This window comes from Dyella choica (genome assembly GCF_003977665.1).
Lineage (GTDB): Bacteria > Pseudomonadota > Gammaproteobacteria > Xanthomonadales > Rhodanobacteraceae > Dyella_B > Dyella_B choica.
Map to the genome: position 1 here is coordinate 115,325 of NZ_RYYV01000012.1, position 18,741 is coordinate 134,065.

An 18,741-nucleotide genomic window follows, 5' to 3' on the forward strand; every position below is an offset into this window, starting at 1 on the left:
GGTTTCACCGGCGAAGCTGACCCGGCCGCAACCGTCTTTCGCTGCGTAGCACATAGAGCACGAACACACGCTCGCCATCAACGCGATAGATGATTCGACAAGGAGGCTCAATAACCTGGCGATAACGCCAGCCTTTCAATTCCTGCGGCCTTGAACCGCTTTCGGGGTGGTCGGCCAGCTGCTCTACGTGCCTGACAACGCGCGCGACGAGTTTGCGCGCGGCCCCGGGATTGTCCAGTGCGATGTAGTCGGCGATTTCGTCCAGCTCGCTAAGGGCCGGATCGGTCCAAATTATTTCAGCCATCGGCTCAGGCGTTCCTTCGCCTGCTCGTGCGAGACCGTTCGCCCTTCCTCCAGGGCGCGCTCCCCGCGTGCGATGCCTTCCAGCAGCTTGATGCGCTGTTGCATGGTTTCGAAAGACTCAACGTCGACCAAGTACGCACTAGGCAAGCCATGCTGGGTAATCAGGATCGGCTCGCGATCGCGCTCCAGGTCGGCCAGCAATTCAGTGGCCTGCCGCTTGAGGGTGGTGACTAGTTCGGTGCGCATGAAAGTGATACTAAAGTGTCACTTCGGGGGGCGCAAGACCGCAGCGTCCGGATACAAAAAAAGCCCAGGGATGGCTCCCTGGGCTTGGACTTTCCAGTGCGGCAACGAAAGCTTACTTCGCTTCCTTTTCCATCAGCTTGGCGACCATGCTGGCCGGCACTTCTTCGTAATGATCGAAGATCATCGAGAAGGTGCCGCGGCCGCTGGTGGCCGAGCGCAGGAAGTTGATGTAGCCGAACATTTCCGCCAGCGGCACGAAGCCCTGCACGAAGGCGTTGGTGCCCTTCTGGCCCTGTTCGCTGACCGAGCCGCGGCGACGGTTGATATCGCCGATCACGTCGCCGAGGTAGTCGGCTTCAGTGACGACTTCCAGCTTCATCACCGGCTCCAGCAGTTTGGGCTTGGACATCTTCTGCGCTTCGCGGAAGCAGGCGCGGCCGGCGATTTCGAAGGCGAGCGCCGAGGAGTCCACGTCGTGGAACTTGCCGTCGATCAGGCGTGCCTTGAAGTCCAGCACTTCGTAGCCGGCCACCTGGCCCTGGCGCGATTCCACGGTGATGGCGTATTCCACCGCGGGGATGTACTCGCGCGGTACGCGGCCGCCGACGATTTCGTCGGAGAACACCACGCCGCTACCCGGTTCGCCCGGTTCGAAGATCATCTTCACTTCGGCGAACTGACCCGAACCACCGGACTGCTTCTTGTGCGTGTAGGTATGCTCGACGGTCTGGCCGAAGGCTTCACGGAAGCTGACCTTGGGCTTGCCCATGTTCGCTTCCACGCCCAGTTCCGTGCGCATGCGGTCGATGGTGATTTCCAGGTGCAGTTCGCCCATGCCCTTGAGCACGGTCTGCCCGGTTTCCTTGTCCACTTCCATGCGCAGCGACGGGTCGGCCTTCACCATCTTGTAGAGCGCGGTGGACAGCTTGTCGATGTCATTGCGGCTCTTCGGTTCCACCGCCACGCTGATCACCGGGTCGGGGAAGCGCATGCGCTCCAGGAGAACCTGGTGAGCCGGATCGGTGAGCGAGTCGCCGGTCTCGGTTTCTTTCAGCGAGACGAAGGCACAGATGTCGCCGGCGCGCACTTCGTCGATTTCCTTGGTGGCGTTGGCCTGCACTTCCACGATGCGGCCGATGCGCTCTTTCTTGCCGCGGGTGACGTTCTGCAGCGTGTCGCCCTTCTTGATCACGCCGGAGTAGATGCGGGTGAAGGTGAGGGTGCCGAACTGGTCGTTGATCACCTTGAAGGCCAGCGCACGAACCGGGGCGTCGTCAGTCACCGCCTGCTCGCCGATGATGTTGCCGTCCTCGTCCACCATCGAGATGCCGCCGTTCTCGCCCGGGAACGGCATGTAGTCGATCACACCGTCGAGCATCTGCTGCACGCCCTTATTGCGGTACGAAGAGCCGCAGAACACCGGCACCAGCTTGCCCGCCACGCAGCCCTGGCGGATGCACTTCTTCAGCGTTTCCAGGCTCGGCTCGTTGCCTTCCAGGTAAGCGTGCATCGCGTCATCGTCCATTTCCACGGCGGTTTCGATGCTTTCCGCGCGCAGCTCGGCGAGCTTTGACACCCATTCTGTGTCGGCGGCAGTGGTGAAAGCTTTCACCCGGGGGTGATCGGCAATCTGGTCCAGCGGGATGGTCTCCCACTTGCTGTCCTTGTCGCTGGTTTCCCAGATGTAGCCTTGGCCTGCGATCAGGTCGGCCATGCCGATGAAGTCGTCGTGGCTGCCCAGCGGCACCTGGCAGAGCACGATCTTGGCGCCCAGGCGGTTCTTGATGCCGTCCACGGCGTGCTTGAAGTTCGCGCCGATGCGGTCCATCTTGTTGATGTAGCACATGCGCGGCACGTTGTACTGGTCGGCCAGGCGCCAGTTGGTTTCAGTCTGCGGTTCCACGCCGGCCACCCCGTCGAACACCACCACGGCGCCGTCGAGCACGCGCAGGGAGCGGTTCACCTCGATGGTGAAGTCCACGTGCCCTGGGGTATCGATCACGTTGATCTGGTGACCCTTCCACTCGGTCGACACGGCGGCGGACTGAATGGTGATGCCGCGCTTCTTTTCCTGTTCCAGGTAGTCGGTCGTGGTCGAGCCCTTGCCATCCTTCGTGTCATGCACGTCGATGATCTGGTGCTTCTTGCCGGTGTAGTACAGGATGCGCTCGGTGGTGGTGGTCTTACCAGCGTCGATGTGCGCAATGATGCCGATGTTGCGATAGAGGTTGAGAGGTTTTTGGCGGGCCACAGCGTTGGTTCCGTAGTAGAAGTCGTTGGTCGATCGAAAAAGGGTGCTCTCTCCAAGGGGAGCGTCAACAGTTGGGCGGGGCGTCCGTGCTCCGCAGCGTACGATTCAAATGTGTATGCCTGGTTGCCGGCCGGGCCTGTTCATGCCACAGGGCCGGCAAGCAAATCTTCATAAAAAGCACCGTAAGGTTCGCTCGGGTGGGCAATCTGGACTTCCAGGACCCACAAGCCCTGGCCGGGCGTGCGGTCGAGATCTCCCAGGTTGCCGCCCTTGTGCACCGAGTGCGGGAAGTCGCTCACCCGATGCCCCTTGACGGCATGGTTGAAGCGCCAGCCCATCTCCTCGGCGCGCTCGCAGGCATAATCATAAAGCTTTCGGCCGTTCCAGCCTTCACTGCGCCAGATGCCGGCGACATCCTGAAACAAGTCCCGTGCAGCCTGCGCGCAGGCCGCCCGCTCGGGCGCATGGCCGACCACGAACGTGTCGCCCACATCGCCCTCATGCCCGGCGAACACCAGGCCCAGATCGATGAAGTAGCTGTCGTTCGGGCCGAGGCGCACATCGGGCAGGGACGGTTCCCGGTACGTCCGGGTGGTATTGGGACCGATGCGGATGATCACCGGATGCCACAGCCGCTCCATGCCCAGCGTTTCGAACACCTGCATGGCTTCGGCGCGTGCTTCGTCCTCGCTGATGCCCGGCCGCATGCGCTCACGAATGCCTTGCAGCGCCTGCCAGCTCAGTTCGCGCGCGCGCTGCATAAGCGCGGGATCGAACCGCTGGCCGACAGCTTCGCGATCGTGCTCCCCCATATTAGCTCATCAGCACCAGGGCGATGCCGATCGCGGCAGGGAGTCCCTGGATCCACAGCACCTTGCGCGTCGCGGTCAGGCCCCCATACACGCCGGCCACCAGCACGCAGGCAAGGAAGAACAGCTTCACGTGCATGCCTTCGCTGCCGCCGAGGATCACCCCCCAGCCCAGACCGGCCGCGAGAAAGCCGTTGTACAGGCCCTGGTTGCCGGCCAGCACCTTGGTCTGCGCGGCGTATTCAGGCGTGATGCCGAACGCACGCAGGCCAGCGGGCTTGTCCCACAGCAGCATTTCCAGCACCAGAAACCATACGTGCATCAGCGCGATGATCGTAACCACGATGCTGGCGAGGGTGGACATGGCAGCCATTCCCTGCGCTCAGCCCAGCGCGTAGCCGAACTGCTGCTTGAATTCGGCAGCGAACTGGTCGTACGTGAAGTGCTGGTTCTGCGTGCCGGGGTGCTCCACTTTGAGCGCACCCATCAACGAGGACATGCGGCCGATGGTGGGCCAATCCAGGCCCTTCATGACGCCAAAGATGAGGCCGGCGCGGTAGGCGTCACCGCAACCGGTGGGGTCCACCACCTGGCGTTCGCGTGCGGCCGGAATCTCGTGCGTGGTGCCTCCGGTGTGGATCAGCGAGCCGCGCGGGCCCAGCGTCACCACATAGGCCTTCACGCGCGAGGCGATCTCCTGTGCGCTCCAGCCGGTGCGCTGTTGCAGCAGCTGGGATTCATAGTCGTTGACGATCACGTAGGTGGATTTTTCGATCATCGCCCGGAACTCCTCGCCGTTGAACAGCGGCATCGCCTGGCCGGGGTCGAACACGAACGGCACGCCGCGCGCGGCGAATTCGTCCACATGCTGCAGCATGGCCTCACGGCCATCCGGGGCTACGATGCCGAAGCTGATATCCGGGATGTTGCGCACGTGGTTGGCATGGGCGCTGGACATTGCGCCCGGGTGGAAGGCGGTGATCTGGTTGTTGTCCAGGTCCGTGGTGATGAAGCACTGCGGCGTGAACTGGTCCTCGAACACGCGGATGCAATCCATGCGGATGCCGCAGCGCTTGAGATGTTCGCGGTAGGGGGCGAAATCCTGTCCCACGGCCGCCACCGGCAGCGGGTCGCCGCCCAGCAGCTTGAGGTTGTAGGCGATGTTGCCGGCGCAGCCGCCGAATTCGCGGCGCATCCGCGGCACCAGGAACGACACGTTCAGGATATGCACCTGGTCGGGCAGGATATGGTTCTTGAACTGGTCCTGGAACACCATGATGGTGTCGTAGGCTAGCGATCCGCAGATGACGGCAGACATTTGTCGTGGTCCGAATGAGTTGGCTGGGCGTGGCTTAGGCCACGGCGGCAAACGGGTTATCGTAGCGGCTGAACCGGAAACGGGGAACAGGGCCCGGGGGCAGGGAAGGGCTGGATTCGTCGGTGGGAAGGGGCTCCTTCGGTCGTCCCTGGCCGGAAAATTCGAAGGGGCGAATTCGTGCGGGGCAGCGCGAGCCGCCTGTTCTCGATTCCCTTCTTTTCACCCCGGTTCCGCACAATTGCCCTTAAAAAGACCGCTTTCTTAACACCAATGTCCTTGCGGACTAGGGGTTTGCTGACTAGACTGGCGCGCTTACTTTTTAGCCAGAGTCAATACGCGGCGGACCCATGTTCAAGAAGTTTCGCGGGATGTTTTCCAACGATGTTTCCATCGACCTTGGCACCGCCAATACGCTCATTTACGTGCGCGGCCAGGGCATCGTCCTGAACGAACCTTCCGTCGTGGCGATCCGCCAGGATCGCGGTCCGGGCGGCCCACGCACCGTCGCGGCTGTAGGCGGCGACGCCAAGCGCATGCTGGGCCGCACGCCCGGCAACATCGCCACCGTGCGCCCGATGAAGGACGGCGTGATCGCCGACTTCACCATGACCGAGGCGATGTTGCAGCACTTCATCCGCCAGGTGCATCGTTCGCGCCTGCTGCGCCCCAGCCCACGCGTGCTGGTCTGCGTGCCCTGCGGCTCCACCCAGGTGGAACGCCGTGCGATCAAGGAATCGGCCGAGGGCGCCGGCGCCCGCGACGTGTTCCTGATCGAGGAGCCGATGGCTGCGGCGATTGGCGCCGGCATCCCGGTGCACGAGGCCCGCGGCTCGATGGTGCTGGACATCGGTGGCGGCACCTCCGAGGTGGCGGTGATCTCGCTGAACGGCATCGTCTACTCGCAGTCGGTGCGCGTGGGCGGCGACCGCTTTGACGAGGCCATCATCAACTACGTGCGGCGCAACCACGGCACGCTGATCGGCGAGTCCACCGCCGAGCGCATCAAGCTGGAAATCGGCTGCGCCTTCCCGCAGAGCCAGGTCAGGGAGATCGAAATCTCCGGCCGTAACCTGGCTGAAGGCGTGCCGCGCATGTTCACCGTCAACTCCAACGAGATCCTCGAAGCCCTGCACGAGCCGTTGGCTGGCATTGTGGCGGCGGTGAAGTCGGCGCTGGAGCAGACGCCGCCGGAACTGTGCTCCGACGTGGCCGAGCGCGGCATCGTGCTCACCGGCGGCGGCGCCCTGTTGCGCGACCTGGACCGCCTGCTGTCCGAGGAGACCGGCCTGCACGTGCAGGTGGCCGACGATCCGCTGACCTGTGTGGCCCGCGGCGGCGGCAAGGCGCTGGAGCTGATCGATCAGCACGGCAGCGACTTCTTCGCTCCCGAATAATCCGCACGCAGGGGTGTAGGCCATGCCGCTCGCGCGCGAGGAATCCTCGCCCCTGTTCGCCGGTACTGCCGCGGGAACCCTGCGGCTGATGTTCTATCTTGCCCTGGCGATGGTGCTGATGGTGCTGGACCATCGCAATGGCTGGCTGTGGCGGCTGCGCTATGCCACAGCCATTGTGGTCGAACCGGTGTACCGCTTGGCCAGCCTGCCGGCTGACGGTTTTCACGCACTCAGCGTAGCCTTCGCCGACCGCCGCCTGCTCACCGAGCAGAACCAGCGCCTGCGCGAAGACCTGCTACTGGCCAATGCCAAGCTCAATCGCATGGCCGCGGTGGCCGAGCAGAACCAGCGCCTGAAGGAACTGCTCGATACCCAGCACAGCCTGGAATTGCATGTGCAGATGGCGCGCGTGATCGGCGTGGACATGGGCGCATCCCGGCATCGCATGATGATCAACCTGGGGGCACGCGACGGCATCAAGTCCGGCCAGCCGGTGATCGATGCGCACGGCGTGGTCGGGCAGATCGTCGAGGTATTGCCGAATTCCGCCCTGGTGATGCTGGTGACCGATCCGGATCACGCCGTGCCGGTAATGATCCAGCGCACCGGCTTGCGGACCATCGCCTACGGCTCGCGCAACAGCCAGCAGCTCAGCTTGCCGAACGTGCCGATGGCGGCGGATGTGCACGCCGGCGACAAGCTGCTCACCTCCGGCCTCGGCGGACGTTTCCCGCAGGGCTTTCCGGTCGGCGAGATCGGCAGCGTGGTGCCCTCTGCCAGCGGCATGTTCCTGGAGGCGCATGCGGCGCCCAGTGCCGACCTGGACCGCGCCGACGAAGTCCTGGTCCTGCATGACCTGCCCGAGCCGGCTGGTCCGCCACCGCCGGCTGCGCCGGTGGGTCCACCTGCCAGCGAGGCGCCGGCACCGGCGTCCACAGCGGCGCTGCCGCACGCTACGGTGCCGGGCACGCCAACCACGTCGGCCAGGGCTGCTGCGGCTCAAACGATCGGGACCCCGTCGACGTGAGCCGCCAGCGACTGTCTTTCTGGTGGTTCGTCGGTACGCTCGCGGCCTCCCTGGTGCTGATGCTGGTACCGCTGCCACACGTGCTCGATGCGTTCAAGCCGTATTGGCCTGCGCTGGTGCTGTTGTACTGGGCGCTCGAATCGGGCGAGCAGCGCGTCACGCTGGGCCTCGCCTTCCTGTTCGGCCTGTGTGCGGATCTGCTCACCGGCGTGTTGCTCGGCGAACAGGCAGTGCGCTTGTGCGTGCTGGTGTTCATTGCTTTGCGCTTTCGTTCGCGCCTGCGCTTTTTCCCGATGTGGCAGCAGACGCTGGCGGTACTGGCCCTGCTGCTCAACGACCGCTTCCTGCTGCTGGTGGTGCGGGCCTTTGCCGGCGAATCCACGCCGCCGGCGCTGTGGTGGGCCTCGCCGTTCGTCAGCGCGGTGTTGTGGCCGTTCCTGTTCCTGTTGCTTGACGATTTGCGGATGCGGTTGAGGCTGCAATGAAGCCGGGTGCAAAACGCCTGCGCATCTACAAGGACACGCGCGGCGAAGGCGAGCTGTTCCGGCGCCGCGCGCTGGCGGGTTTTGCGCTGATTCTGCTTGGCCTGTGCGCGCTAGTGGGGCGCTACGTGTTCCTGCAGGTGCTGCGCCACGACGAATTCGCCATCCGTTCGGTCAACAACAGCGTGAAGCCGCGCGCCATTCCGCCCGCACGCGGCCTGATCTACGACCGCAATGGCGTGTTGCTGGCCGATAACGTCCCAGCCTTCCGGCTCGAAGTGGTGCCCGAGCAGATTCACAACATGAATCAGGTACTGGCGGAGCTGGGCACGGTGATTGCGCTGGACCAGGACGACCTGGATGCCTTCCGCAAGCAGCTCAAGCAGTCGCGCCGCTATGACAGCGTGCCGCTGAAGATGCGCCTGACCGAGGACGACATCGCGCGTTTCGCCGTGAACCGCTGGCGCTTTCCGGGCGTGGACGTGGTGCCGTACCTCACGCGCCAGTACACGCTGGGGCCATTGTTCGCGCATGTCATCGGCTATGTCAGCCGCATCGACGCGGACGATCTGCAAAACCTCGATGCCGATCGCTACAAGGGCACCACTCACATCGGGCGCACCGGCGTCGAGCGTTCCTACGAGGACATGCTGCACGGCACCCCGGGTTACGAGCTGGATGAAGTGAACGCCGACGGGCGCATTCAGCGCGTGCTGAAAACCGACGCGCCGGTGCCGGGAAAGAACCTCTATCTCAGCATCGACGCGCGCATTCAGAAGGCGGCGCAGGATGCGCTCGAAGGCCGTCCCGGCGCCGCCGTGGCGATCGATCCGCGCAACGGCCAGGTGCTGGCCATGGTCAGCTTGCCGTCGTTCGACCCCAACCTGTTCGTCAACGGCATCAGCTCCGCCGATTACAAGGCGCTGATGACCGCTGCCGACAAGCCATTGCTCAATCGTGCGCTCAGGGGCGCGTATCCACCCGGTTCCACTGTGAAACCGTTCATGGGCCTGGCCGGCCTGGAATACGGTATCCGTACCCCCCAGGACTCGGTGCTTTCCACAGGCGTGTTCTACATCCCGGGCCAGTCGCGCGGTTATCGTGACGACGTGCGCGGCGGCGTGGGCACGACCAATCTCTATAAGGCGATCTACGCCTCGGTCAATACGTACTTCTACAAGCTCGCGCTGGATCTGGGCATCGACCGCATCAGCGAGTTCATGGGCAGCTACGGCTTCGGGCATCCCAGCGGCGTCGATCTTCCCGGCGAGGTGTCCGGCATCCTGCCTTCGCGCGAATGGAAGGCCAGGCATTCGCCCAAGGAGCGCAACTGGTATCCCGGCGAGACGGTGATCACGGGCATCGGCCAAGGCTACTGGTCGGTCACCGCCGTGCAGCTGGCGCACGCCTTGGCAACGTTTGCCGGCCGAGGCGTACCCTATGCGCCGCGAGTGGTGATGTCGACGGCGGATGTCAGCAGGCCGCCGTCGCCGTTGCCCAATCCGCCCACCGGCCCTTCCCTGATCAAGAACATGAAGGATTGGGAGGCGGTGAACGAGGGCATGCAGCTGGTGATCTACAGCAACGACCCGACTTCGACCGGTTTCGGCACCAAGCTGGCTGACGGCTTCCCGTACCGCATCGCCGGCAAGAGCGGTACGGCTGAGCGCTTCTCGCGCACCACCAATGCGTACAACGAGGACAAGAACACGGCGTATCTCGCCGCGCGCCATCGTGCCTGGTTCGAAGCTTTTACTCCGGCCGAAAATCCGCGCATCGCGGTCGCCGTCGTGCTGGAAGCGGGCGCCTGGGGTGCCAAGGATGCCGGTCCGATTGCACGCAAGATCCTCGACGCATGGCTGTCCGCGCAAGGTGGCGCGGTGCCACCGCACCAGCCGCTGCAGGAGTCGGTCATGTCGCCGGCCGCGTCGACGCAATCGCCACCGACACCCGAGGACACTCCGCAGGGCGACATGCCCGCCCCCGACAGTTCCAGCGCCGGAGACGACGACCAATGACGATCGATATCCTGCGCATCCGCTTCCATCGTTTCCTACGGCGCCTTTGGATGCGTCCGCGCATTGATCTCCCGCTGGCTTTCGCCCTGCTGCTGCTGTGCTGCGTGGGGCTGACAACGCTGTATAGCGCCGGCGGCGGCAATCTCGGCCTGGTCGGCGGACAGGCCGCCCGCTTTGCGCTGGGCGGTGCCCTCATCCTGCTGATGTCGCGTCTTCCGCCCTCCCTGCTGCGCAACTGGACCCCATGGCTCTATGCCGGCAGCGTGATGCTGTTGGTGGTGGTGGCGGTGCTGGGCGAGGGCCGCGGCGCGGATCGCTGGCTCAATCTGGGCATCATGCGTTTCCAGCCGTCGGAGCTGATGAAACTCACCATGCCGATGATGGTCGCCTGGTATCTGCACCCGCGCCAACTTCCGCCGCGCTGGAAGGATATCGTCGTGGTCGGCGGAATGATTGCCATCCCCGCCGGCCTGATTGCCAAGCAGCCGGATCTGGGCACGGCCCTGCTGGTGGCGGCGGCCGGCGGCTTCGCGCTGTTTCTATCCGGCATGGCCTGGTGGCGTATTGGCATGCTGCTCGCCGGTGCTGCGAGCATGGTGCCGGTGGCCTGGCATTTCATGCACCAGTACCAGCGCGAACGCATCCTCACCATGCTCAACCCGGAATCCGATCCGCTCGGCAACGGCTGGCATATCATCCAGTCGCAGATTGCGGTGGGCTCGGGCGGCGTCTTCGGCAAGGGCTTCGAGCAGGGCACGCAATCGCGCCTGGACTTCCTGCCCGAACACACCACCGACTTCATTTTTGCGGTGTTCTGCGAAGAATTCGGCCTCGTCGGCGTGTGCGCGATCCTGGCGCTGTACGCCTTCATCATCGGTCGCTGCCTGTGGATCGCCATGGAAGCCAAGGACACCTACTCGCGCCTGCTTGCGGGCGCGATCGGCATGAGCTTTTTCGTCTACGTGTTCGTCAACGGCGGCATGGTGGCGGGCCTGTTGCCGGTGGTGGGTGTGCCGATGCCGATGGTCAGCTATGGCGGCACTTCAGCAGTGTCGCTGCTGGTGGGCTTCGGCGTATTGATGTCGATCCACGCCAATCGCAAAGTGCATGACTGACGTCCCGTCAAGAATGCGCATGCGTGCTAACCTCCACCGCATGAAGGGAAAGATCATTTCTGCATGGGCAGCGCTATGCTTCGCGATGCCGCTTGCCGCATGGGCCGAACATCCGGGCCAAACTCAACTGGTCAGTGAAGTGGCGAAGGACACCGGCAAGGATCCTGGCGCCCTGAACGCTTTGCTCGATGGCGCGAAGCGACAGCAAAGCATCCTCGATGCGATCAGCCGTCCGGCAGAGGCCAAGCCGTGGAGCGAGTACCGCCAGATTTTCCTGACGCCCGCGCGCGTCGACGCCGGCATCCGCTTCTACCGTGATCATCAGGCGCTGCTGGAACAGATCGGCAAGAAGTACGGTGTGGCGCCGCAGTACATCGTCGCGATTATCGGCGTGGAAACCCTATACGGGCACAATACCGGCCGGTACAAAGTGCTCGATGCGCTGGTAACGTTGGGCCTGTACTACCCTCCGCGCGCGGCGTTTTTCCGCCAAGAACTGAAGACCCTGCTGGAACTGCCGGATACGCAGCTCGCCGGTCCGATCGATACGCTCACCGGCTCCTACGCGGGCGCCCAAGGCTGGGGCCAGTTCATGCCCAGCAGCATTCGTGACTTCGCCGTGGATGAAGACGGCGACGGGCGCATCGACCTGCAGAACTCGCTGCCCGATATCCTCGGCAGCGTGGCCAACTACTTCGCGAAGCACGGCTGGGTTACCGATGGCCCGGTGGCGGCGCGTGCTCAGCCCGATGCGATGGCGAAAGCGCTGAGCGTCAAAGATGCTTCGCCACAATGGACGGTAGAGCAACTCGAAGCATGGGGCTACGCACCGTTGCAGCACCTTGACCCGGGAGCGCCCAGCAGCCTGCAGACGCTGCAGGGGACGACCGGGCCGGAGTACTGGTTCACCTTCAAGAACTTCCAGGTGATCACCACCTACAACCGCAGCGTGATGTACGCGATGGCCGTCAACCAGCTCGCCCAGGCGATCATTGAAGTCGTCCATGCGCAACAGGGCCAGGAGCGAGCACCCTGATGAAGAAGCTCTGGCGCCTGTCCTGGCTGCTGGCGATCATCCTGATGCTGATCGGTTGCGGCGGCCATCACGGCACGCGCCCCTCCAATGCGTCAGCGCATGGAAATTCAGGCCGCTCCAGCCGCGATTCCGGCGGCATCTACGACGACACCAGCAAGCCCCAGGGCAGCCGCTATCGCGATGGCAGCGACAGCATTCCGGAAGGCCCGCCGCCGGACGTGAGCCATTTGCCGGAGCCGGTCCCCCAGGTCGAACCACGCTCGTTGTATGGCAACAAGTCCCCGTACAGCGTGTTGGGCCGTACCTACTCGGTATTGCCGACGGCGCGCGGTTACGACGAGCGCGGCATCGCTTCGTTCTACGGCAGCAAGTTCCACGGCTACAAGACCTCCAGCCTGGAGGACTACGACATGTACAAGTTCACCGCCGCCAGCAAGGTGTTGCCGCTGCCGAGCTATGCGAGGGTGACCAATCTGCAGACCGGCAAGAGCGTGATCGTGCGCGTCAACGATCGAGGGCCGTTCCACGAGGACCGTGTGATCGACCTTTCCTACGCCGCGGCCGTGAAAATCGGCGTCTGGCCCAAGGGCACCGGGCTGGTGGAAGTGCAGGGCATCGACCCTTCGGCGCCGCCACAACAAGAAGCGCCGCCACCGCCACTCGTCAGCGCTACGCCCGCGCATCCGCCCAGTATTTACCTGCAGGTCGGCGCATTCTCCGATCCGGCCAACGCCGAACGCATCGCCGCGCAACTGCGCGTGGCGAATTTTGCCCCGGTGCAGGTGTCTGATGCGACGATAGCCGGCCGCTTGGTGCACCGCGTGCGGATCGGGCCGCTGGGCGACGTGGATAGCGCCGACCAGGTCAGCGCCAAGATCGAGCAAATGGGGCTGCCGCAGCCGCAGGTCGCGGTAGACTGAGCGTTTATTAGAAAAAGTAGGGCGCCTCGCGCGCCGCGCATTTACGGATGTAAGCCGAAGATGAATCTGTTCCGCCGTTCCCTGCACGTTTTTGCCGCCGCCGCCCTGGTGTTCGGCGTCAGTGCCGTTGCCCAGCAGACCCCGCCCAAGCCGGTGCCGAACCCGCCGCCGGCGCCAGCCGCCGTAGCGGTGCCGGTGCCCCCGCCGCCGGACGTAGACGCCAAGGCATGGGTGCTGATGGACTACACCACTGGCCAGGTGCTCGCTTCCAAGAGCCCCGACGAACGGGTGGAGCCGGCCTCGCTGACCAAGGTGATGACCGACTATGTGATCTCGGCGCAGCTGGCATCCGGCAAGATCCACTTCACCGATCAGGTCACGATCAGCGAGCATGCCTGGCGTGCGGGCGGCGCGGGCACCGACGGTTCCACCAGCTTCCTGAAGCTCAACAGCCAGGTGCCGTTGAAGGATCTGCTGTACGGCATGATCATCCAGTCCGGCAACGACTCGGCCATTGCGCTGGCCGAGCACACCGCCGGCTCCGAAGAAACGTTTGCAAACCTGATGAACGCCTATGCCAAGCAGTTGGGCATGGTGAACACTCATTTCGTGAACGCCTCCGGCTACCCCGCCGATAGTCACTACTCCACCGCGCACGACATCGCCATTCTTTCGCGCGCCCTGATCCAGGATTATCCGGACGATTACGCGATCTCGGCGATCAAGGAATTCACCTGGAACGGCATCAAGCAAGGCAATCGCAACACCCTGCTGTGGCGTGATTCCAGCGTGGACGGCATCAAGACCGGTCATACCGCCGAGGCAGGCTTCTGCCTGGCCGCCTCCGCCAAGCACGGTGATGCGCGCATGATCGCGATCGTGATGGGGTCCAGCAGCGCGAAGGCGCGCGCGGACGCGGCGATAGCGCTGGTGAACTACGGCTTCAGGTTCTACGAAACGCACAAGCTGTACGAAGCCAGCAAGCCGCTGTCCACGCCGCGCCTGTGGAAGGGTGAGCTCAATGAGCTGCCGCTCGGCGTTGCGCAGAACGTGCTGGTGACCGTGAAGACCGGCGACTACGACAAGCTCAAGGCGACGATGGACATTCCGGCCACGCTGATTGCACCTTACAAGAAGGGCCAGCAGGTCGGTACGCTGCATATCGCGCAAGAGGGCCAGGCCGTGCTGGACGTGCCGCTGGTGGCGTTGAACGATGCGCCGCAGGGCGGCTTTTTCAAACGCCTGTGGGACAGCATCCTGTTGTGGTTCCACGGCAGCGGCAAAAAGTAAATACTGTGCGCCCTGGTTCCTGCGGGAGAGGGGCGCTCCATCGCCGCCAGGCCCGCTTTCGCGGGAATGACGGCCCGATGAGATGAGACGTCATTCGGAGAATGCCCATGAAAGACCTGAGCGACATCCAGGCGCAGCAGGAGGGCCAGGGTTTTCAATTCCCCGGCGAGTTCGAGATCACCGCCATGGGCAATGCCAGTGCGGACCTGAAGGCCCGTGTGCCGCAGATTCTCGAAGGCCTCGGCCTGCACGTATTGCATGAGACGGTAAAACACCGTCATTCGCGTGAGGGCAACTTCTTGTCCGTCACCGTCAGCTTCCGCTGCGAAACGCGCGAGCAGTATGACCTGGCGCACAGCGCGCTGCGGGCGGATCCGGACATTCGCTACACGCTTTGAAAGGCAGGCGGCAGGGAGCCAGGCACTTCAGGCACTTGTTCCTCCGCGCCGCCAGCCTTATCTGCTGTCCATCGAATCCCTGCACTATGGTCTAGCCGTGACCGACAGCTCCCCGTCGCCCATCGCCCGTTCCCCGCTCCTCATCCGCCGCTTGGGCCGCCAACCCTACGAGCCGGTCTGGCGGGCGATGAGCGCCTTCACCGACAACCGTACCGCCGCCACCGCCGACGAGCTGTGGGTGCTGGAGCACGATCCGGTGTTCACGCTCGGACAGGCCGGCAGGATGGAGCATGTCCTGGCGCCGGGCGAGATTCCGGTGGTGCCGGTGGATCGAGGCGGACAGGTCACCTACCACGGCCCCGGCCAGATCGTGGCTTATCCGCTGATCGACCTGCGCCGCGCCGGATTGGGGGTGCGCGAGCTGGTGTGCCGGATCGAGCAGGCCATCATCGATACCCTCGAGCACTGGAACATCGAGGCCGCCCGCCGCGAAGGGGCACCCGGGGTCTATGTGGCGGATGCCAAGGTGGCGGCCTTGGGCCTGCGTGTGCGCCGGGGCTGCAGCTTCCACGGACTGGCTTTCAACGTGAATATGAACCTGGAACCGTTTCACCGCATTAACCCTTGCGGTTACAAGGGCCTGGCGGTCACGCAAGTGCTAGACTTGGGCGGTCCGTCGCGGCTGGCGGACGTCGAAGATGTGCTGATCGGCGAATTCTGCCGGCAGTTCGGCTTCGAAGCTGAACCGGCCGCTCCCGTGATCCCCGAACTCCCCGCCCGTCTGGCGGTCTGAGCCATTTCATGAGCGATATCACTGCATCTTCCAGCAAGATCATTCCGATCAGCGTCGTCAGCGGCGCACCCGCCGAAAAGCAACTCGGCGGCGACAAGATCGCGCTCAATCGAGCCGGCTTCTCTACCGACGTGCCTACGCTCCGCAAGCCGAGCTGGATTCGCGTACGCCTGCCCCAGGGCAATGCGGTGCAGGCGCTGAAAGCGCGCCTGCGCGAGAACGCGCTGGTGACAGTGTGCGAAGAAGCGTCCTGCCCGAACATCCACGAATGCTTCAGCAAGGGCACCGCCACTTTCATGATCCTGGGCGAGGTGTGCACGCGCCGCTGTTCCTTCTGCGACGTGGCGCATGGCCGACCGGCTGCGCCCGATCCGCTGGAGCCGGCGCGCTTGGCCGACACCATCCGCGACATGCGCCTGAAGTACGTGGTGATCACTTCGGTGGATCGCGACGACCTGCGCGACGGTGGCGCCGAGCATTTTGCCGCGTGCATCCGCGCCGTGCGGCATGCCAATCCGGACCTTCGCATCGAAATCCTCACGCCGGATTTTCGCGGCAAGGGCCGCATGGAACGCGCGCTGGAAGTGCTGAAGGACTTCCCGCCGGATGTGTTCAACCACAATCTCGAGACGGTGCCGCACTTGTACCGTGAAGTACGCCCGGGTGCGGACTACCAGTGGTCGCTGGATCTGCTCAAGCGCTTCAAGGCGCAGCATCCGGACGTACCCACCAAGTCGGGCATCATGCTGGGTCTGGGCGAAACCTACGAACAGGTGATCGAAACGCTGCGCGACTTGCGTGCGCACGACGTGGACATGGTTACCATCGGCCAATACCTGCAGCCCACGCCGCATCATCATCCGGTGCTGCGCTATTGGACGCCGGACGAATTCGAAGCGCTACGCGTTGCGGGTGAGGCGATGGGCTTCCAGCATGTCGCTTCCGGCCCCCTAGTCCGTTCTTCCTATCATGCCGACCAGCAGGCTCACGCGGCTGGCGTCACCGAGCACGCCTGAAGAGAACCCCATGACCCTTCGCTTTCGCCCCCTGCTCGCCCTGCTGATCGCCTTCGGCGTCACCACCTCGGCGGCCTTCGCGCAATCGGCCGCCGATCTGGGCGCCTCCAAGCCGCGCAAGGTATCCGAGCTGCCGCTGCAGCCGACCGGCGATGAAGCCACCTCAGCGCTGATCTCGGCGCACCTGCTCACCCGCTTCCACTACGACGCGCAGCCGCTCGACAACGCGATGTCGCAGAAGATCTACAACCTGTACTTCAAGTTGCTGGATGGGGAAAAGGTCTTCTTCACGCAGGAAGACATGGCCAAGTTCGCCAAGTACAAGGACCAGTTCGGCAACGCGATCTGGAGCAAGGAGCTGGCCGGTCCGTTCGACATCTATAACCAGTTCCTTCTGCGCGTCATCGACCGCATGAACTATGCGCGCAGCCTGTTGAAGCAGGGTTTCGACTTCAGCACCAACGACAGCTACACCGTCGATCGCAAGAAGTCGGACTGGCCCAAGGACCAGAACGAGCTCAACGACCTGTGGCGCAAGCGCACCATGAACGACTGGCTGCGCCTGAAGCTTGCGGGCAAGAGCGACGAAGACATCCGCAAGACGCTGGACAAGCGCTACGCCAGTTACATCGATCGCATGAAGCAGGTGGACAGCCAGGACGCGTTCCAGACCTTCATGACCGCGTATGCGAACTCCACCGATCCACATACCGATTACATGGCACCGCGGGCGGCCGAGAACTTCGACATTTCGATGAAGCTGTCGCTGGAGGGTATCGGTGCGGTGCTGCAGCAGCGCGACGATTACACCGTGATCCGCGAACTCGTGCCGGGCAGCCCGGCGATCAAGTCCACCAAGCTGCACGTGGGCGACTATGTCGTGGGCGTGGGCCAGGGTGAAAGCGGCCAGGTTCAGGACGTGGTCGGCTGGCGCATCGACGACGTCGTCAACCTCATCCGAGGCAAGAAGGACACCACCGTGCGCCTGGAAATCGTGCCCGCCGACCAGGGCACCGAGGGCAAGCACGAAACCATCACGATGGTGCGCAAGAAAATCACCATCGAGGAACAGGCCGCCAAGAAAAAGGTCATCGAGATCACCGACAGCGGCGTCACCCGCAAAATTGGCGTGATCGAGCTGCCGATGTTCTATTCCGACTTCGGCGCCCGCAGCGAAGGCGACAAGAACTTCAAGAGCGCCACCCGCGACGTCGCCCGCCTGCTCGGCGAGCTGAAGACCGAAGGCGTGCAGGGCGTGGTGATCGACCTACGCAACAACGGCGGCGGTTCGCTGTACGAGGCGAATGAACTCACCGGCCTGTTCATCGACAAGGGGCCGGTGGTACAGGTGCGCGACGCACGCGGCCAGGTGCAGGTGCAGGGCGATGACGATCCGGGCATGGCCTGGAGCGGCCCGCTGGCGGTCCTGGTCAATCGCGGTACGGCCTCGGCCTCGGAGATTTTCTCGGCCGCGATCCAGGACTACAGCCGCGGACTGGTCATCGGTACGCAGACCTTCGGCAAGGGCACGGTGCAGACCTTGATCGACCTGAACCGTTTCGCCGCCGACACCGACACCAAGCCGGACTTTGGCGCACTGAAGATGACCGTGCAGGAATTCTTCCGCATCAACGGTGGCTCTACCCAGCTGCGCGGTGTCACACCGGACCTGCAGTATCCCGGCAACGGCGACGACAAGGATTTCGGCGAGTCCACCTACGACAATGCGCTGCCGTGGACGCAAATTGCGCCGGCCGACTACAAGCCGGTGGCCGACATGAAGGCCTACCTGCCGCAGCTGACGCAGATGCACGATGCACGCGTTGCCAAGTCGTCGGCGTGGCAGCTGATGCTGGACGAGCTGAACCAGTACAAGAAGCTGGCCGACCGCACCAGCATCTCGCTGAACTATGAGCAGCGCCAGACCGAGCGCAAACAACTGGATGCGATGCAGGCCGAGTTCCGTGCACGCCACAAATCCATAGCTGGCGCCGCCGCTGACGTCGATGAGCAAGGCCAGCTCGATGACGGCCTCAACCCGAATGAGCGCAGCTTGAAGTCGGAGCTGAAGGAACAGGAAGAGGCCAAGAAGGCACCCGATCCGCAGCTGCAGGAGACCGCTCACGTCCTGTTCGACGCAGTCGGCTTGATCGATGCCAATCCGAAGCTGGCTGCCGAAGTGCTGCCGTACGGCGGCAAGCAAGGCGACAGCCCGTCGATGGCCTCGGCCAATGGCCCGGTCTCGCTGCCAACGCCGATGACGGAACCGGGCACCTCGCAGGCACCCAAGCCGGCGGCGTCGAGCAGCAAATAAGGCGGACCGCC

Annotated in this window: 18 protein-coding genes; 12 read left to right on the plus strand and 6 right to left on the minus strand. The window is 63.9% G+C overall.

The window, feature by feature from the left end; genetic code table 11:
• Positions 1-4: 4 nt before the first annotated feature.
• The 6 genes from EKH80_RS15870 to EKH80_RS15895 all read right to left on the minus strand — a co-directional run bounded on the left by EKH80_RS15870 (position 5) and on the right by EKH80_RS15895 (position 4,927).
• Complete coding sequence (locus EKH80_RS15870; RefSeq protein WP_126685755.1) at positions 5-304, minus strand: type II toxin-antitoxin system RelE/ParE family toxin; 300 nt, start codon at positions 302-304, stop codon at positions 5-7.
• Complete coding sequence (locus tag EKH80_RS15875) at positions 292-549, minus strand: type II toxin-antitoxin system Phd/YefM family antitoxin (RefSeq protein WP_126685756.1); 258 nt, start codon at positions 547-549, stop codon at positions 292-294. The genes EKH80_RS15870 and EKH80_RS15875 overlap by 13 nt, the downstream gene beginning before the upstream one ends.
• Positions 550-661: 112 nt before the next feature.
• Positions 662-2,800 (minus strand): elongation factor G, encoded by a 2,139-nt coding sequence (gene fusA / locus EKH80_RS15880; protein ID WP_126685757.1) that lies wholly within the window; start codon positions 2,798-2,800, stop codon positions 662-664.
• Between the two features lie 140 nt (positions 2,801-2,940).
• Positions 2,941-3,612 (minus strand): M24 family metallopeptidase, encoded by a 672-nt coding sequence (locus EKH80_RS15885; protein WP_230473739.1) that lies wholly within the window; start codon positions 3,610-3,612, stop codon positions 2,941-2,943.
• A 1-nt stretch (position 3,613) separates the two neighbouring features.
• Positions 3,614-3,973 (minus strand): DUF1304 domain-containing protein, encoded by a 360-nt coding sequence (locus tag EKH80_RS15890; RefSeq protein ID WP_126685758.1) that lies wholly within the window; start codon positions 3,971-3,973, stop codon positions 3,614-3,616.
• Between the two features lie 18 nt (positions 3,974-3,991).
• Positions 3,992-4,927 (minus strand): carbohydrate kinase family protein, encoded by a 936-nt coding sequence (locus tag EKH80_RS15895; protein ID WP_126685759.1) that lies wholly within the window; start codon positions 4,925-4,927, stop codon positions 3,992-3,994.
• A gap of 347 nt (positions 4,928-5,274) precedes the next feature.
• Between EKH80_RS15895 and EKH80_RS15900 the strand changes: the two genes are divergently transcribed.
• The 12 genes from EKH80_RS15900 to EKH80_RS15955 all read left to right on the plus strand — a co-directional run bounded on the left by EKH80_RS15900 (position 5,275) and on the right by EKH80_RS15955 (position 18,730).
• Positions 5,275-6,321, plus strand: a complete 1,047-nt coding sequence (locus tag EKH80_RS15900; protein ID WP_126685760.1) for a rod shape-determining protein — start codon at positions 5,275-5,277, stop codon at positions 6,319-6,321.
• A gap of 22 nt (positions 6,322-6,343) precedes the next feature.
• Positions 6,344-7,348: a rod shape-determining protein MreC gene (gene mreC / locus EKH80_RS15905; protein ID WP_126685761.1), complete on the plus strand. Its 1,005-nt coding sequence runs from the start codon at positions 6,344-6,346 to the stop codon at positions 7,346-7,348.
• Entirely contained in the window at positions 7,345-7,833 is a 489-nt protein-coding gene (gene mreD / locus EKH80_RS15910) for a rod shape-determining protein MreD (protein WP_126685762.1), read from the plus strand. Before mreC ends, mreD begins: the two co-directional genes overlap by 4 nt.
• Positions 7,830-9,848 (plus strand): penicillin-binding protein 2, encoded by a 2,019-nt coding sequence (gene mrdA / locus EKH80_RS15915; protein WP_126685763.1) that lies wholly within the window; start codon positions 7,830-7,832, stop codon positions 9,846-9,848. The genes mreD and mrdA overlap by 4 nt, the downstream gene beginning before the upstream one ends.
• Positions 9,845-10,963 (plus strand): rod shape-determining protein RodA, encoded by a 1,119-nt coding sequence (gene rodA, locus EKH80_RS15920; RefSeq protein ID WP_126685764.1) that lies wholly within the window; start codon positions 9,845-9,847, stop codon positions 10,961-10,963. The genes mrdA and rodA overlap by 4 nt, the downstream gene beginning before the upstream one ends.
• A gap of 85 nt (positions 10,964-11,048) precedes the next feature.
• Positions 11,049-11,999, plus strand: a complete 951-nt coding sequence (mltB, locus tag EKH80_RS15925) for a lytic murein transglycosylase B (RefSeq protein WP_230473745.1) — start codon at positions 11,049-11,051, stop codon at positions 11,997-11,999.
• A complete protein-coding gene (locus EKH80_RS15930; RefSeq protein WP_126685765.1) occupies positions 11,999-12,919 on the plus strand; it encodes a septal ring lytic transglycosylase RlpA family protein in 921 nt (306 codons plus the stop codon). Before mltB ends, EKH80_RS15930 begins: the two co-directional genes overlap by 1 nt.
• Positions 12,920-12,979: 60 nt before the next feature.
• The gene (locus tag EKH80_RS15935; protein ID WP_126685766.1) at positions 12,980-14,209 is read left to right on the plus strand and encodes a D-alanyl-D-alanine carboxypeptidase family protein; all 1,230 of its coding nucleotides are present in this window, start codon (positions 12,980-12,982) and stop codon (positions 14,207-14,209) included.
• A gap of 107 nt (positions 14,210-14,316) precedes the next feature.
• The gene (locus EKH80_RS15940) at positions 14,317-14,607 is read left to right on the plus strand and encodes a YbeD family protein (RefSeq protein ID WP_126685767.1); all 291 of its coding nucleotides are present in this window, start codon (positions 14,317-14,319) and stop codon (positions 14,605-14,607) included.
• Positions 14,608-14,749: 142 nt separating this feature from the next.
• Complete coding sequence (lipB, locus tag EKH80_RS15945; RefSeq protein ID WP_425481155.1) at positions 14,750-15,400, plus strand: lipoyl(octanoyl) transferase LipB; 651 nt, start codon at positions 14,750-14,752, stop codon at positions 15,398-15,400.
• A gap of 8 nt (positions 15,401-15,408) precedes the next feature.
• Positions 15,409-16,416 (plus strand): lipoyl synthase, encoded by a 1,008-nt coding sequence (gene lipA / locus EKH80_RS15950; RefSeq protein WP_425481154.1) that lies wholly within the window; start codon positions 15,409-15,411, stop codon positions 16,414-16,416.
• A 10-nt stretch (positions 16,417-16,426) separates the two neighbouring features.
• The gene (locus EKH80_RS15955; RefSeq protein WP_126685768.1) at positions 16,427-18,730 is read left to right on the plus strand and encodes a carboxy terminal-processing peptidase; all 2,304 of its coding nucleotides are present in this window, start codon (positions 16,427-16,429) and stop codon (positions 18,728-18,730) included.
• The last annotated feature ends 11 nt before the right edge of the window (positions 18,731-18,741 follow it).